The organism is Pseudomonas sp. LBUM1663 (assembly GCF_059695905.1).
Genome location: NZ_CP166792.1, coordinates 2,363,334 through 2,376,154 on the forward strand (window position 1 = coordinate 2,363,334; position 12,821 = coordinate 2,376,154).

General features: G+C 54.9%; 14 protein-coding genes. 9 read left to right on the forward strand and 5 right to left on the reverse strand.

What is annotated here, in order from left to right; genetic code table 11:
- Nucleotides 1-89 precede the first annotated feature (89 nt).
- On the forward strand, nucleotides 90-614 hold the full coding sequence (gene copI / locus ACA075_RS10655) for a copper-resistant cuproprotein CopI (RefSeq protein ID WP_497298412.1): 525 nt from the start codon (nucleotides 90-92) through the stop codon (nucleotides 612-614).
- Nucleotides 615-675: 61 nt separating this feature from the next.
- Nucleotides 676-1,506: an NADPH-dependent 7-cyano-7-deazaguanine reductase QueF gene (gene queF, locus ACA075_RS10660; protein WP_497298413.1), complete on the forward strand. Its 831-nt coding sequence runs from the start codon at nucleotides 676-678 to the stop codon at nucleotides 1,504-1,506.
- 172 nt (nucleotides 1,507-1,678) lie between these two features.
- Here queF and ACA075_RS10665 read toward each other — a convergent pair whose 3' ends face one another.
- Both ACA075_RS10665 and pcrP read right to left on the reverse strand, forming a co-directional pair.
- A complete protein-coding gene (locus ACA075_RS10665; protein ID WP_497298414.1) occupies nucleotides 1,679-1,942 on the reverse strand; it encodes a DUF4404 family protein in 264 nt (87 codons plus the stop codon).
- Nucleotides 1,943-2,051: 109 nt separating this feature from the next.
- The gene (gene pcrP, locus ACA075_RS10670; protein ID WP_497298415.1) at nucleotides 2,052-2,672 is read right to left on the reverse strand and encodes an HAD superfamily inactivated hydrolase PcrP; all 621 of its coding nucleotides are present in this window, start codon (nucleotides 2,670-2,672) and stop codon (nucleotides 2,052-2,054) included.
- Nucleotides 2,673-2,872: 200 nt separating this feature from the next.
- Between pcrP and ACA075_RS10675 the strand changes: the two genes are divergently transcribed.
- Nucleotides 2,873-3,562, forward strand: a complete 690-nt coding sequence (locus ACA075_RS10675; RefSeq protein WP_497298416.1) for an MlaA family lipoprotein — start codon at nucleotides 2,873-2,875, stop codon at nucleotides 3,560-3,562.
- Nucleotides 3,563-3,624: 62 nt separating this feature from the next.
- Here ACA075_RS10675 and ACA075_RS10680 read toward each other — a convergent pair whose 3' ends face one another.
- A complete protein-coding gene (locus tag ACA075_RS10680; protein ID WP_077748235.1) occupies nucleotides 3,625-3,924 on the reverse strand; it encodes a PilZ domain-containing protein in 300 nt (99 codons plus the stop codon).
- A 276-nt stretch (nucleotides 3,925-4,200) separates the two neighbouring features.
- Between ACA075_RS10680 and rssB the strand changes: the two genes are divergently transcribed.
- A complete protein-coding gene (gene rssB, locus ACA075_RS10685; protein WP_010456296.1) occupies nucleotides 4,201-5,382 on the forward strand; it encodes a two-component system response regulator RssB in 1,182 nt (393 codons plus the stop codon).
- Nucleotides 5,382-5,864 (forward strand): anti-sigma factor antagonist RssC, encoded by a 483-nt coding sequence (gene rssC, locus ACA075_RS10690; RefSeq protein WP_007935262.1) that lies wholly within the window; start codon nucleotides 5,382-5,384, stop codon nucleotides 5,862-5,864. Before rssB ends, rssC begins: the two co-directional genes overlap by 1 nt.
- A gap of 112 nt (nucleotides 5,865-5,976) precedes the next feature.
- Here the strand turns inward: rssC and tal are convergent, their stop codons facing one another.
- Nucleotides 5,977-6,903, reverse strand: a complete 927-nt coding sequence (gene tal / locus ACA075_RS10695) for a transaldolase (protein ID WP_497298417.1) — start codon at nucleotides 6,901-6,903, stop codon at nucleotides 5,977-5,979.
- Between the two features lie 340 nt (nucleotides 6,904-7,243).
- Here tal and ACA075_RS10700 point away from each other — a divergent pair, with 340 nt between their 5' ends.
- Nucleotides 7,244-7,627 carry a hypothetical protein gene (locus ACA075_RS10700; RefSeq protein WP_497298418.1) on the forward strand — a complete coding sequence of 128 codons (384 nt, stop codon included), beginning with the start codon at nucleotides 7,244-7,246 and terminating at the stop codon, nucleotides 7,625-7,627.
- Nucleotides 7,628-7,652: 25 nt separating this feature from the next.
- Here the strand turns inward: ACA075_RS10700 and ACA075_RS10705 are convergent, their stop codons facing one another.
- Entirely contained in the window at nucleotides 7,653-8,618 is a 966-nt protein-coding gene (locus tag ACA075_RS10705) for a glycosyl hydrolase family 5 (protein WP_497298420.1), read from the reverse strand.
- Between the two features lie 305 nt (nucleotides 8,619-8,923).
- Between ACA075_RS10705 and ACA075_RS10710 the strand changes: the two genes are divergently transcribed.
- From ACA075_RS10710 to ACA075_RS10720, 3 genes are all read left to right on the forward strand, one after another.
- Nucleotides 8,924-9,364 (forward strand): low molecular weight protein-tyrosine-phosphatase, encoded by a 441-nt coding sequence (locus tag ACA075_RS10710; RefSeq protein ID WP_497298421.1) that lies wholly within the window; start codon nucleotides 8,924-8,926, stop codon nucleotides 9,362-9,364.
- A gap of 44 nt (nucleotides 9,365-9,408) precedes the next feature.
- Nucleotides 9,409-11,637 carry a polysaccharide biosynthesis tyrosine autokinase gene (locus ACA075_RS10715; RefSeq protein ID WP_497299229.1) on the forward strand — a complete coding sequence of 743 codons (2,229 nt, stop codon included), beginning with the start codon at nucleotides 9,409-9,411 and terminating at the stop codon, nucleotides 11,635-11,637.
- Nucleotides 11,638-11,732: 95 nt separating this feature from the next.
- Nucleotides 11,733-12,815: a glycosyltransferase gene (locus ACA075_RS10720; protein WP_497298422.1), complete on the forward strand. Its 1,083-nt coding sequence runs from the start codon at nucleotides 11,733-11,735 to the stop codon at nucleotides 12,813-12,815.
- Nucleotides 12,816-12,821: the final 6 nt, after the last annotated feature.

The following is a 12,821-nucleotide window of genomic DNA, read 5'->3' on the forward strand; positions in this document are numbered from 1 at the left end:
CAAAGTTGTAATCTGGCTGTCAGGTTGCGGGCAGTGGCGACAGTTTAGAGTTTTCCACAGGCTGAACCTTATCTAGTTGGAGTACGACTATGTTTTTGCGCAAACCTCTGAGGCTGGCCGCGTGTTTGCTGGCACTGAGCTCGCCGGTGTGGGCAGCGCCGGCGCATACCTACGATTTCGGTCAACCGGCCCCGGCGGCCAAGGCTACCCGCAGTGTAGAGGTGGTGATGGGTGACATGTCGTTCACCCCCAAGGCGATCGATATCAAAGCCGGTGAGACGGTTCGTTTTGTGCTGGTGAATAAAGGCCAGTTGTTGCACGAATTCAACCTGGGTAATGCGGCGATGCATGCCAGGCATCAGCAGGAAATGATGAAGATGCAGCAGAGCGGCATGCTCACACCTACAGGCATGAAGGAAATGGACCACAGTTCGATGGTTGGCATGGACCACGGGATGATGAAACACGACGACCCGAACAGCGTCCTCGTCGAGCCGGGAAAAACGGCCGAGCTGACCTGGACCTTCACCAAGGCCACCAACCTGGAATTTGCCTGCAACATTCCCGGCCATTACCAGGCGGGCATGGTCGGCAAACTGACTGTCAGTCAGTAAGCACTCAAAGGCGGGCGCAAAGGCTGGTAGAATCCGCTGATTCTTCAGTCAGGTTTCCGCCATGCATCCCGCAGCCGAACACTCGCCGCTGGGCAAATCCAGCGAATACATCGCCACTTATACGCCGTCCTTGCTTTTTCCGATCCCGCGCACCGCGAAATGGGCGGAGTTGGGCCTGACGGCGCAAACCCTGCCTTATAAGGGTGTGGACTTCTGGAACTGCTTCGAGCTGTCGTGGCTGTTGCCGTCGGGCAAGCCGGTGGTGGCGATTGGTGAATTCAGCATCCCGGCGGATTCGCCGAACATCATCGAGTCGAAGTCGTTCAAGCTGTACCTGAACTCGTTGAATCAGACGCCGTTTACCGATACCGCGACCCTTGAAGCGACGCTGGTCAAAGACCTGTCGGCCGCTGCCGGCAAGCCGGTTGGCGTGCGGATTCGCAGCCTCAAGGATGTCGAAGCCGAAGGCGTCGTGGCGTTGCCGGGTGTGTGCATCGATGATCTGGAAATCAGCGTCAGCAACTACGAACATCCGCGCCCGGAGCTGCTGCGTTGCGATGATTCGCGCATTGTCGAAGAGAGCGTGCACAGTCATTTGCTCAAATCCAACTGCCCGGTCACCAGCCAGCCGGACTGGGGCAGCGTGGCGGTGGAATACCGTGGCGCGGCGCTGGATCACGCGAGTTTGCTGGAATACATCGTGAGCTTCCGTCAGCACTCAGACTTCCATGAGCAATGCGTGGAGCGGATTTTCCTCGACTTGCAGCGGTTGCTGAAACCGGAGAAGTTGACGGTCTATGCACGGTATGTGCGGCGTGGTGGGTTGGACATCAACCCGTATCGCAGTACTGAAGAAGTGCAATTGCCGAACCACCGCCTGGTCCGCCAATGAAGATTTAATGTGGGAGCGAGCCTGCTCGCGATGGCGGGGTGTCAGACAGCATTAATGTTGAATGTGCTGACCTCATCGCGAGCAGGCTCGCTCCCACAGGGGATTGCATTTCAAGTCGCAGATATGAAAAAGCCCCGCTAGCGATAGCGGGGCTTTTTTGCATCTGGCGGGTTCAGATCCCCATGTTGGCCAAGGCTTGTACGATGTTGCGCAAGGTGCCGGCGAGGGTAGGGTGTTCGATTTCGAAGCGCTCGACAGCCAGGTTCACATTGTCGGCGAGGTTGGAGTCTTTGGTTTTGGTTTCCAGCTCAAGCTCGAGTTCGATCTGTTGCATCAGCGCGTGCAGGTCTTCGCGCTCGGCTTCCGTCAGCGGTGGATTCTGTTCCAATTGCTCGCGCAGAGTATTGAGTTGTTCTTGCAGTTCGCGGGCAGGCATGGCGTTCTTCCTTTTATCGATAAGCACTGGCATAGACCGCAGCAGCGTGCCAAAGGTCTATGGCTTGGCTTTAGATTAATCCACTCCCGCGCAACCTGCATGATCTCGATCAGGGCTTTTCGCCCTTGAGCCGACGCAGGCTGATGTCCGCCAGGCAGGTGTCGAGCTCACCGAGGTGATCGATCACCGAATGCACACCCAGACTGAACAACTGCACGGTCGCTTTACCACGCAGGTGTTCGCGCTCCTTTTGGCTCAAGGCCTGCCATTCGCTGGGCGCCAACCCGCAGAGCGAGCCGCAGGACGCCAGGCCGATCGTCCACAACCCGGCATTCAGTCCCGATTGCAGCAATCGCGGTTCACCGCTGACCAGCACGCAGCCATCCAGTTGCTCGACATTCAAGGCCATCAGGGCTTGCCAGCAAGCGTTCGGGGCGGGCCATGGATTGATTGTTGCAGGATGTTGCGAAGATTTGATCCACGAAGGCAACGCGCTGGCCAGGGAATGGGTGAGGGCGGGGGGCAACTCGTCGAGCCAGGCGCAAGGAATCTGCTGGCGTTGCAAGCTGTTCAGGCTGTCCAGCGCGCCGGGCGTGACCTCGGCGTGCTCGGCCGTGTGAGTGTCGTGCTGGCGCATCCGGGCGCCGAAATCCACCAGGCAACCACTGAGCCCGAACAGTACGGCGGTCAGGCTGGGTGCGGCAACAGGCAAGGCTTCGGCGTGCGGCATATCAACGTCCCTGAAATAACGATAAGGCTATGTGCTGCCGGTGACAGTTGCATGACACTGATGTGAAGCGCTCTCAGTCAGGACGAATCATCCGTAGGTCATCACGCGCGAGGCTGCCCTAAACCGGCTTTTCCGTCTTATACTAGCCAGCTTATCGCCTGGGCCAAGCGCCCATGCCAGTACAATCCAAGGAGTTTTCTATGCGCTGGAGCAATCGTCTAGCTCAGCTTTGTGTGTGTGCCAGCGTGTTGGTGGTTCCGTTCGCAGCCCAGGCTGCCACGGAAGAAGACCCTTGGGAAAGCGTCAACCGTCCAATCTTCAAGTTCAACGACTTCGTCGACACTTATGCACTCAAGCCAATCGCTCAAGGCTACGAGTTCGTGACGCCGCAGTTTCTGGAAGACGGTATCCACAACATGTTCCGCAATGTCGGTGATGTCACCAACCTTGCCAACAACGTCTTGCAGGCTAAACCGGCCGCGGCTGGCGTCGATACTGCGCGTCTGATCTTCAACACCACCTTCGGCCTGCTGGGCTTCTTCGACGTCGGCACTAAAATGGGCCTGAATCGTAGCGACGAAGACTTCGGGCAGACGCTTGGTTACTGGGGTGTGGGCAGCGGTCCGTATGTGATGTTGCCGCTGTTGGGCCCAAGCACGTTGCGCGATGCGCCATCCAAGTACGTCGACGGCTACACCGGCCCGTACCGCTATATCAACGACGTGCCCGTGCGTAACTCGATCTTCGGCCTGAACATCGTCGACACCCGCGCCAGCTTGCTGTCGAGCGAGAAGTTGATCAGCGGCGACAAATACACCTTCATCCGCAATGCGTATTTGCAGAACCGCGAGTTCAAAGTCAAAGACGGCCAGGTCGAAGACGATTTTTGATCTCGACCCCATAAAATGAAGAAGGCGGCCAATCGGCCGCCTTCTTTCGTTTGGATCCGGGCTTATTTCATCTTCAAGATTGTAAGCCCGAGTTTCTGACTGCCACCGTCCTGTTCTTTCACCCATACCACTTCGGTGTCGGCTTCAAGCCCTTTGAGCGCTACGTGATCGGAATCGATGCGCACGCTGAGCCGGTCACCTACCTTGAACAAGCGGGGTGCCTCAACCTGCATGCCACTGCTGGAAAGGTCTATACAGACGGCTGGCACCTCATCGCCTTCGTGAATCAGCGACACATCGGCATCGACCCGCATGCGGATGAAATCGCGCTTTTCGCTGTAGTCCCGATCGGTTTGACTCATGGGCTTCATCCTTTCATTGGGTTACGGTTTTGCCTGTTCTTATAACTCCCGGTGATTTGACAAGTAAAGACGTCAAGCGACCATCGGCGTGAGCTTGAAACGCCCCGCGGATGGGAGTACCGTCTGCGCCTTAGAAGGGCACCTCTGGTGTACCTGTGTGTAGGGCAAACGCTCGAAAACAGTGCAGTAGAGAGGCTAGAAAGCGAATCCAGTAGTGTGAGCCGGGCTAAACCCCCTGCCTGCTACGCCAACCTAATTCTGGCGCCGTTTGCCCACATGCCAAAAACCAGTGCCACGCTGCTGATAATCGATGATGACGAAGTAGTGCGCGCGAGCCTCGCGGCCTACTTGGAAGACAGTGGTTTCAGTGTCCTGCAGGCCAGCAATGGCCAGCAGGGTCTTCAGGTATTCGAGCAAGACAAGCCCGACTTGGTCATCTGCGATCTGCGCATGCCGCAGATGGGCGGACTCGAACTCATTCGCCAGGTCACTGAGCTGTCGCCGCAAACCCCGGTGATTGTGGTTTCGGGTGCCGGTGTGATGAACGACGCGGTCGAGGCCTTGCGCCTGGGTGCGGCGGATTACCTGATCAAGCCTCTCGAAGATCTGGCTGTGCTCGAGCATTCTGTGCGCCGTGCCCTGGATCGTGCGCGCCTGCTGCTGGAAAACCAGCGCTACCGCGAGAAGCTGGAAAAGGCCAACCGCGAGCTCGCCGCCAGCCTGAACCTGCTCCAGGAAGACCAGAACGCCGGTCGCCAGGTGCAGATGAACATGCTGCCGGTCAGCCCCTGGACCATCGACGAGTTCCAGTTCGCCCACCAGATCATCCCGTCGCTGTACCTGTCGGGTGATTTCGTTGACTACTTTCGGGTCGACGAGCGTCGGGTAGCTTTTTACCTGGCGGACGTTTCCGGTCATGGCGCCTCTTCAGCCTTCGTCACCGTGCTGCTGAAGTTCATGACCACGCGCTTGCTGTTCGAATCCAAGCGCAGCGGCACATTGCCGGAATTCAAGCCTTCAGAGGTCCTTGGTCATATCAACCGAGGCCTGATCAGTTGTAAGCTGGGTAAACACGTCACAATGGTCGGTGGTGTCATCGACGAGGAGACAGGTTTGTTGACCTATAGCATCGGTGGTCATTTGCCGTTGCCTGTGTTGTACACGCCAGACAGTGTTCGTTATCTGGAAGGTCGTGGTCTGCCGGTGGGCCTCTTCAATGAAGCCACCTATGAAGACCACGTGCTGGAGTTGCCGCCGACGTTCAGCCTGACGCTGATGTCCGATGGCATTCTGGACCTTTTGCCAGAGCCTACACTCAAAGAAAAAGAAGCGGCTTTGCCCCAACGGGTCAAGGCAGCGGGCGGCAGCCTGGATGGTCTGCGGCAGGTTTTTGGATTGGCCACGCTAGGGGAGATGCCGGATGATATCGCCCTGTTGGTGTTGAGCAGGAATCTTTAATGAGTACCGGTAGAATCCAGTTCGCCGAGCAGGATGGCACCTTCGTCCTGAAGTTCGTCGGTGAAGTTCGCCTGACCCTGTGTTCGGCGTTGGATGCGACTATTGAGCGGATCTTCACCGCGTTGAACTTCAACGCGATCGTGATCGACCTGACCGAAACCCGCAGCATCGACAGCACCACCCTTGGCCTGCTGGCCAAACTGTCGATCCTGTCGCGGCAAAAGGTCGGCCTGCTGCCGACCGTCGTCACCACCCACGAAGACATCACCCGTCTGCTGCAGTCCATGGGCTTCGAGCAAGTGTTCAACATTGTTGACCGCCCGATCCCGTGCCCTGAATGCCTGACCGACCTGCCAGATCAGGATCAGTCCGAGGAGGTCGTGCGGATCAAAGTGCTTGAGGCACACAAAATCCTCATGGGCCTGAACGACTCCAATCGTGAAGCTTTCCATGACTTGGTGAATGCTTTAGAACGTCATTGATCCCCTGAGATGGATGTAGAGCAGGCGGGCTCCACCGCAAACACCGGAATTTAAAGCATAAAAAAGGGCGAACCTGTAAGGGGTCGCCCTTTTTGCGTTGCGTTGTCCTAGATCACAGCTTGGCTTGCAGCAGTGCTTCGAGTTTTTCCTGGTCGCGAGCGAACTGACGAATGCCTTCTGCCAGTTTCTCGGTCGCCATCGCATCCTCGTTGGACAACCAGCGGAACTGCGCTTCATTCAGGCTCAAGCGCGCCTCACCCGCATGACCCGGGGCCAACTTGCGCTCCAGCTTGCCAGTGTCCGCCGCCAGCTTTTCCAGCAGGTCCGGGCTGATGGTCAGGCGATCACACCCGGCCAACTGCTCAATCTGATTCAGGTTACGGAAGCTCGCACCCATGACCACGGTCTTGTAGTCATTGGCCTTGTAGTAGTTGTAGATGCGCGTCACCGACTGCACGCCCGGATCATCCGCGCCGGTGTAGTCGTTGCCGTTGGCTTTCTTGTACCAGTCGTAGATGCGGCCTACGAACGGCGAAATCAGGAACACACCGGCGTCAGCACACGCCGCTGCCTGAGCAAACGAGAACAGCAGCGTCAGGTTGGTCTGAATGCCTTCCTTTTCAAGCTTCTCGGCGGCGCGAATGCCTTCCCAGGTGGAGGCGATCTTGATCAACACGCGGTCGCGGCCGATGCCGGCCTTGTCGTACAGCTCGATCAGACGGTGCGCACGCTTCAATACGGCGTCAGTGTCGAACGAAAGGCGCGCATCCACTTCAGTGGAAATGCGGCCCGGTACAACCTTCAGGATTTCCTGGCCTACCGCTACGCCAAAGCGGTCGCTGGCCAGGCCCACATCGCCATGGCAGTCATGAACGCAGGCGTTCAGCAACTCGGCATAACCGGGAATGGCCGCCGCTTTCAGCAGCAGGGAAGGGTTGGTGGTAGCGTCGACGGGTTTTACGCGAGCGATAGCTTCGAAGTCGCCGGTGTCGGCAACTACGGTAGTCATTTGTTTGAGTTGTTCCAGCTTGGAAGTCATGGGCGTGCTCTGTCCTATGGGTCTAATGACATTACCCGAGCGCTGACAGCCACTCAAGGGCGCATCTACGTATCGGTGGCCCCGTTGGCAACAACCGGAAAACGGATGTTTGAAAGGCGGGGCGCGGGTCTCGGTAAATACGATGCCAAAACCGCGCGCAGGTTCAAAGCAACTGACCGTTGACGGCTCTGTGGCAATTCTGGCGCCTGAGCTGGCATGCCTGCATTCGGGCGCCAACCGGTGTTAAAAATGGTCAAGTTCAGCCGTTATAAGATGTCAATTAGTGCTACTCGGATGGCATGTAATGTGGCGCGGATAAATGTAGGTATTGGATGGGGAAATGACTTCACAAGGGGAGAGGGTGTCTGCAATTGTGGACGCCTTCGATGACTTTATTCTCGGTTATGTCTTGAAGAAATTGACCGAAGTATTTGAAGAGCTGATGGCCGCATCAAAGAAGAACCATCCGGACAATATGACGGGTCTGGTTCAAATGGGAAGAGTGAAAGCCGCAAAGAAAATTCCCGGCTGGCTAAATCGAGTGAAACACAGCATGCCCAGTCAAGTCACTCGCGTGTTGATGGCACAAATGAACGATTCACAGAAGTCCAAACATGACCTGCGGTTTGAAGCGCAAGTCGTATTGTTCGAGGTGCTTGTGGAGGAGTCACTGGCAATGGACGCCGCGAGTTATACGGCATGGATTAATAAAAGCCCCTGTTAACGGTGTGCGAGGTCATTCGACAGAGTTACTTCAATAACATTTTGACGGCGGCTTCCGCAGGTTTTGATGTTCCATCGGACGACTTTAATCCAAAACTTCGCTCGCGATCATTACTGCCAGAGTCGCTGTTTTTCCATTCGTACAGGGAGGTCAGCGGTATATTCAGTTTTTTGACATCCGAGATGAATCTTGTAATGCGTGATGCTTGTCCGGCGGTGCCTCCGATGGAACTGAGTGATGGCACTCCCCATTCGGTAATGACCCCCGGTACATGGAAGTTATCAAGGATAAACGCTTGAGCACGGCTGATCTCGGTGCCCGACATGCCATACGGGTGATAAGAAACAGCACTGAGGCAGTGTGGGTGTTCTTTCAGGATTTCAGTCAGTGCGACGGTCGCCTTGGAGTCTTTGGTGGGCGCCTTCGCGAATCCAAACCCGATCAGGGGTGTTGAATGATCCCGCTTTTGTAACGCGTTGCACACCGCGCTCATGAACGGCACAAACGTTCCTTCAAAATCCTGGGTAGGCCAGTATTTTGGCAAGTCCGGTTCATTCCAGATTTCAATGGCGACAAGCTGCTTACTGAAGGCGTTTTCCAGACCGATGACCGAGTTGGCGAGTGAATCTCCCGCAGCGGTGAGATCTCTGCCACTGCTTTGCGTTTTGTGGGTTAACGCTTTGGTTGAGCGAACGGTCATCAATACGGGCAGGTCGGCGGATTTGGCAGCCGCGAAAGCTTCATTGATCTGCTGTTGATACGCCGGGTTACCCAGGCTGTTCGTCCATACGCCAAGGCGCACGAATCCGAACCCTGAGGCTTTGATCTGATGGGCGTCGGCCGTCGAGAAATTCTGGATTTTCACCTGAACGCCTATTGTCTTGTTGTCCTGGGCCAGCGCTGAAAAAGCCTGACTGGCGTAAACAGGGCTGAAGGCGCCAAGTATAAATAGTGTTGAAGTGGCAATCAGTCGAAAACACGTGGAGGGCATAACGGGAAATTCCTGTAGTCGTCCCGGGTAGGGGCAGGGGAACATAGCATTAGTCAGTTAATACAGCGATATCATCAATTTTCCATCCCCGACGCCCATTGTTAATATTGGTCGGATAAATAACTTCCATTTTGCGAGTGTTATTTATGGTCCGGTTTTCTGGTTGGGCGTTTTTTGTGTGCCGTGGTATTTAATACGAAAGTATTTTCATGATGGGGCCCTCTCTGAATGCGGGACGGTCTTGTTGGTTCACTTATATCCTCGCTATACGTAGGCCGAACCGACACTACACGGGAAGAGTAGCCTTGTTCAGAAAGATTCTTGTGGTCTGTGTCGGCAATATTTGCCGGAGTCCTACTGCTGAACTGTTGCTACGCCATGCGTTGCAACCTTCAGGTATTTCGGTGACCTCCGCGGGATTGAACGCTCGGGTGGGTGAGTCTATGGAGCCCGACGCACTTCGGGTTCTTGAAGAACAGGGTCACGAAGACCAAGGGTTTAAAGCGCGGCAGATTACGCCCGCCATTGTCAATGAATCAGACCTCATTCTGGTGATGGAAAAAGAGCATGTACAGGGCGTACTAAAGATTGCATCACACGCCAGGGGCAAAGTGTTTCTTCTGGGGAAGTGGCAGAGCGAACGCGAAATAAAGGACCCGTATCGTCAAGGAAAAGCTGCGTTTATCCATGCCCATGCATTGATTGAAGATGCCGTTTGCTCATGGGCGCAGCGCCTCGGACGTTGATGGATGATTTTCAGATTAGTAATAATGGTAAAAGAATAGACCTTATGCAGTTACCGTCAGTAATCAGCACCCGGGATAAAGACAGAGACGAGATTGATCTGCTCGGTTTATTAGGCACATTGATTGACCATAAATGGTTAATAGGTGCCATCACCGGGGCGTTCATGGTGACCGGTGCCGCGTACTCGATTTTATCGCCGCCCGTGTATCTGGCGAACGCCCTGGTCCAGGTCGAGCCGAAGAAGAACGACATGCTGGGGTTCTCGGATATCAGCAGCATGCTCGGTGGACAATCACCGGCGGCTACCGAGATCGGCATTATCAAGTCTCGCGCGGTTATCGGTAAAACGGTCGATGATCTGCGTCTTGATATTGTGATTACGCCCAACACCTTTCCCGTCGTCGGCGGCTTTCTTGCTCGGCGCTATAAAAACAGCCCCACGGAAAGTGTCTCGCCACCGCGCTTTGGCATGAACAGTTATGCATGGGGCGGCGAGCGCCTTGATATCGAACAGCTTGATCTGCCGGCTGAACTGTTGGGCAAGAAGTTGATGCTGGTTGCCGAAGAGCAGAATCGATTCAAGCTCTACGATGACAACGGTGGTTTGTTGGCCGATGGCGCCGCAGGCGAAGCCATCGCGCAGGAGGGTGTCGAGGTCCTTATTGCGAGCATGGCCGCGAATCCGGGCACTAAATTTGAAGTCGTGCGCAATCCACGCATTGTCACCATTCAGAATTACCAGGACGCCCTCGATGTCTCCGAGCAAGGTAAAGAGTCGGGCATTATAAGTCTGGCCCTGGCCAGCACCGACTACACCTTGGCGGTGAAGATTCTCAACAAAATCTCAAGGCTTTATGTGCAGCAGAATGTGCAACGCACTTCTGCCGAGGCTGCCCAGAGTCTGGAGTTCCTTCAGGCACAACTCCCGCAAGTCAAAGACGATCTGGTCAAAGCCAGCAACGCACTGAACAGCTATCAGACCCGCGGAAATACAGTCAACATCTCCCTCGAAACCAAGTCTGTGCTGGAACAGATGGTGGTGCTGGATACGCGCATCTCGGATCTGAAACTCCAGCAAGCGGAGATGGATCGAAAGTTCACCCGAGAGCACCCGGCCTACCGTGCATTGATGGCGCAGATGGGGGATTTGAACAAACAGCGACAAGGGTTGGAAAAGAAAGTCCAGGGTCTTCCGGCTACACAGCAGGAACTGTTGAACCTGACCCGTGATGTGGAGGTGGCGACACAAATCTATACCCAGTTGCTGAACAAATCCCAGGAACTCGACATCGTAAGGGCGGGGGCGGTCGGCAATGCGCGGTTGATTGATACGGCGGACGTCGACATCACTACCCCGGTCAAACCTCGCAAAGCCCTAATCATCTTGATTGCGACTTTGCTGGGTGGCTTTGTCGGTGTAGCGCTGGTGTTAGTGCGTAAATCGCTGAGCAGAGGACTCGAAGGGCCGGAAGCGATCGAGCAATTGGGTCTGCCGGTTTATGCCTCCATTCCTTACAGCACACTGCAACAAGAAGAGGACACTAAAAAAGTCCGATTGGGCGACAGCGCCAACAGCCAGTCTTTTCTATTGGCCCTGCGTAATCCCACCGACCTGTCCATCGAATCAATACGCAGCCTGCGAACCTGCCTGCATTTTGCAGGGTTGGATGCAAACAACAACCGGATCATGATTTCCGGTCCGAGCCCCCAGGTAGGCAAGACATTTGTCTCTTCTAACCTGGCCGCGGTCATCGCTCAAAGTGGGCAGAGGGTCGTACTGATCGATGCCGATATGCGCAAAGGTCATCTGCACAAGACCTTGGCGACACCGATCAGCAATGGCTTGTCCGATCTGTTGACCAAGCGCTGCAGTATCGAGCAAGCGATCAATAAACTCGAAGTCGATAACCTGCATTTCATCAGTCGTGGGCAAGTACCGCCCAACCCGTCCGAGCTGTTGATGCATGCCAACTTCAGAGAACTCCTCGCTGAACTGAGTGAACTCTACGACGTGGTAATCATCGACACGCCACCTCTTCTGGCCGTGACCGATGCGGCCATCGTTGGCCGTGAAGCCGCCATTAATTTGATCGTGACGCGTTTCGGCGTCAATCCAGCCAAAGAGATCGAATTGACGATTCGTCGGTTTGCTCAAAACGGCATCGAATTGAAAGGCGCAATTTTCAACGGTGTCGAGAAGCGAGCGTCCAGCTATTACGGTAATGGCAGTTATGGCTATTACAACTACGAGTACGCCGCTGACAAGTCGTAATGCGAGTTCTATTTGCCAGGTAATGGACTGAGAGTGGACTAACCATTCTCCGGTCCCTGTTGCCTTGCGACTACGATAATGGAGTTGGGTGAACTGTGAAAAAAATACTACATGTGGCGGAAACGATTAAAGGTGGTGTTGCGACGGTCATCCGGACGATATCAACCCCTCCCAAGGGCGACGCCCAGCAGTATGAACTGGTGTATTTGATTCCGTTCGACCAGAAAAAAGAACTGCATGGCATTGATGAAAAAGACATCAGGACCTTCTCCCGAAACAAGAGAGATGTCGTGTCGCTGCTGCGGTTTGCCTGGCAACTCATCCGAGTGATCTTCAAGGAAAAACCGGATGTCGTGCACTTGCACAGCACGTTTTCCGGGGTTATTGGCCGATGTGTGTGTCTGATCTTGCGCCCTTGGCGGTCACCGAAAATCATCTACTGCCCGCACGCGTTTTCGTTCTTGATGGAAAGTTCTCCCGCCAAACAGAAAGTGTATTCACTGATTGAGCGGCTTTTGCAAAAAGTCACGGATGTCATTATCTGTGTCAGCCAGTATGAACTGGATAAAGCGGCCTCGTTCGGTATCGACCGCCACCGTATGAAACTGATTTACAACGGTATTCATTATAAAAACGATGAGAGCCTGTCCAGTCAGTGCACGGATATTCAACTTTTATTTGTGGGGCGACTGGACTATCAGAAGGGCTTTGATGTGTTGCTCAAGGCATTCACGGAAGTCGAGCGCACCGACTTGAAACTGACGGTGGTCGGCAGTGCCGTGAATGAGGAGCCGGTAGAGTGCCCCGTCATTGACGCTGTTGAATACCTGCCTTGGGTGACCCCGGCCGAAGTCAATGCCCTCTATAAAACTGCCGATGCCCTGATTGTCCCCAGCCGCTGGGAAGGTTTTGCCATGGTTCCCCTTGAGGGCATGGCCATGGGCGTGCCCGTTATTGCCAGCGACTGCACTTCGCTCCCTGAACTGGTTACGCACGATGTCACGGGCTATATCTTTTCGACGGGCGATCACCAGGCGCTCGGCAACATCTTAGTGAACATCAAGAAACAAAAATTGTTGGAGCTCGGCACCGCTAGCCGCAAGCGGGTGCGCGAACGCTTCAGCGCAACGCTGATGATCCAGCAAACCTATGACGTGTATTCCGCTCAAACTTATTAAGTAGAT

What these genes read in the sequence shown, in the direction of transcription:
- copI (WP_497298412.1), top strand. Translation starts at nt 90, where the DNA reads ATGTTTTTGCGCAAACCTCTGAGGCTGGCCGCGTGTTTGCTGGCACTG.
- queF (WP_497298413.1), top strand. Translation starts at nt 676, where the DNA reads ATGCATCCCGCAGCCGAACACTCGCCGCTGGGCAAATCCAGCGAATAC.
- ACA075_RS10665 (WP_497298414.1), bottom strand. Translation starts at nt 1,942, where the DNA reads ATGCCTGCCCGCGAACTGCAAGAACAACTCAATACTCTGCGCGAGCAA.
- pcrP (WP_497298415.1), bottom strand. Translation starts at nt 2,672, where the DNA reads ATGCCGCACGCCGAAGCCTTGCCTGTTGCCGCACCCAGCCTGACCGCC.
- ACA075_RS10675 (WP_497298416.1), top strand. Translation starts at nt 2,873, where the DNA reads ATGCGCTGGAGCAATCGTCTAGCTCAGCTTTGTGTGTGTGCCAGCGTG.
- ACA075_RS10680 (WP_077748235.1), bottom strand. Translation starts at nt 3,924, where the DNA reads ATGAGTCAAACCGATCGGGACTACAGCGAAAAGCGCGATTTCATCCGC.
- rssB (WP_010456296.1), top strand. Translation starts at nt 4,201, where the DNA reads ATGCCAAAAACCAGTGCCACGCTGCTGATAATCGATGATGACGAAGTA.
- rssC (WP_007935262.1), top strand. Translation starts at nt 5,382, where the DNA reads ATGAGTACCGGTAGAATCCAGTTCGCCGAGCAGGATGGCACCTTCGTC.
- tal (WP_497298417.1), bottom strand. Translation starts at nt 6,903, where the DNA reads ATGACTTCCAAGCTGGAACAACTCAAACAAATGACTACCGTAGTTGCC.
- ACA075_RS10700 (WP_497298418.1), top strand. Translation starts at nt 7,244, where the DNA reads ATGACTTCACAAGGGGAGAGGGTGTCTGCAATTGTGGACGCCTTCGAT.
- ACA075_RS10705 (WP_497298420.1), bottom strand. Translation starts at nt 8,618, where the DNA reads ATGCCCTCCACGTGTTTTCGACTGATTGCCACTTCAACACTATTTATA.
- ACA075_RS10715 (WP_497299229.1), top strand. Translation starts at nt 9,409, where the DNA reads ATGCAGTTACCGTCAGTAATCAGCACCCGGGATAAAGACAGAGACGAG.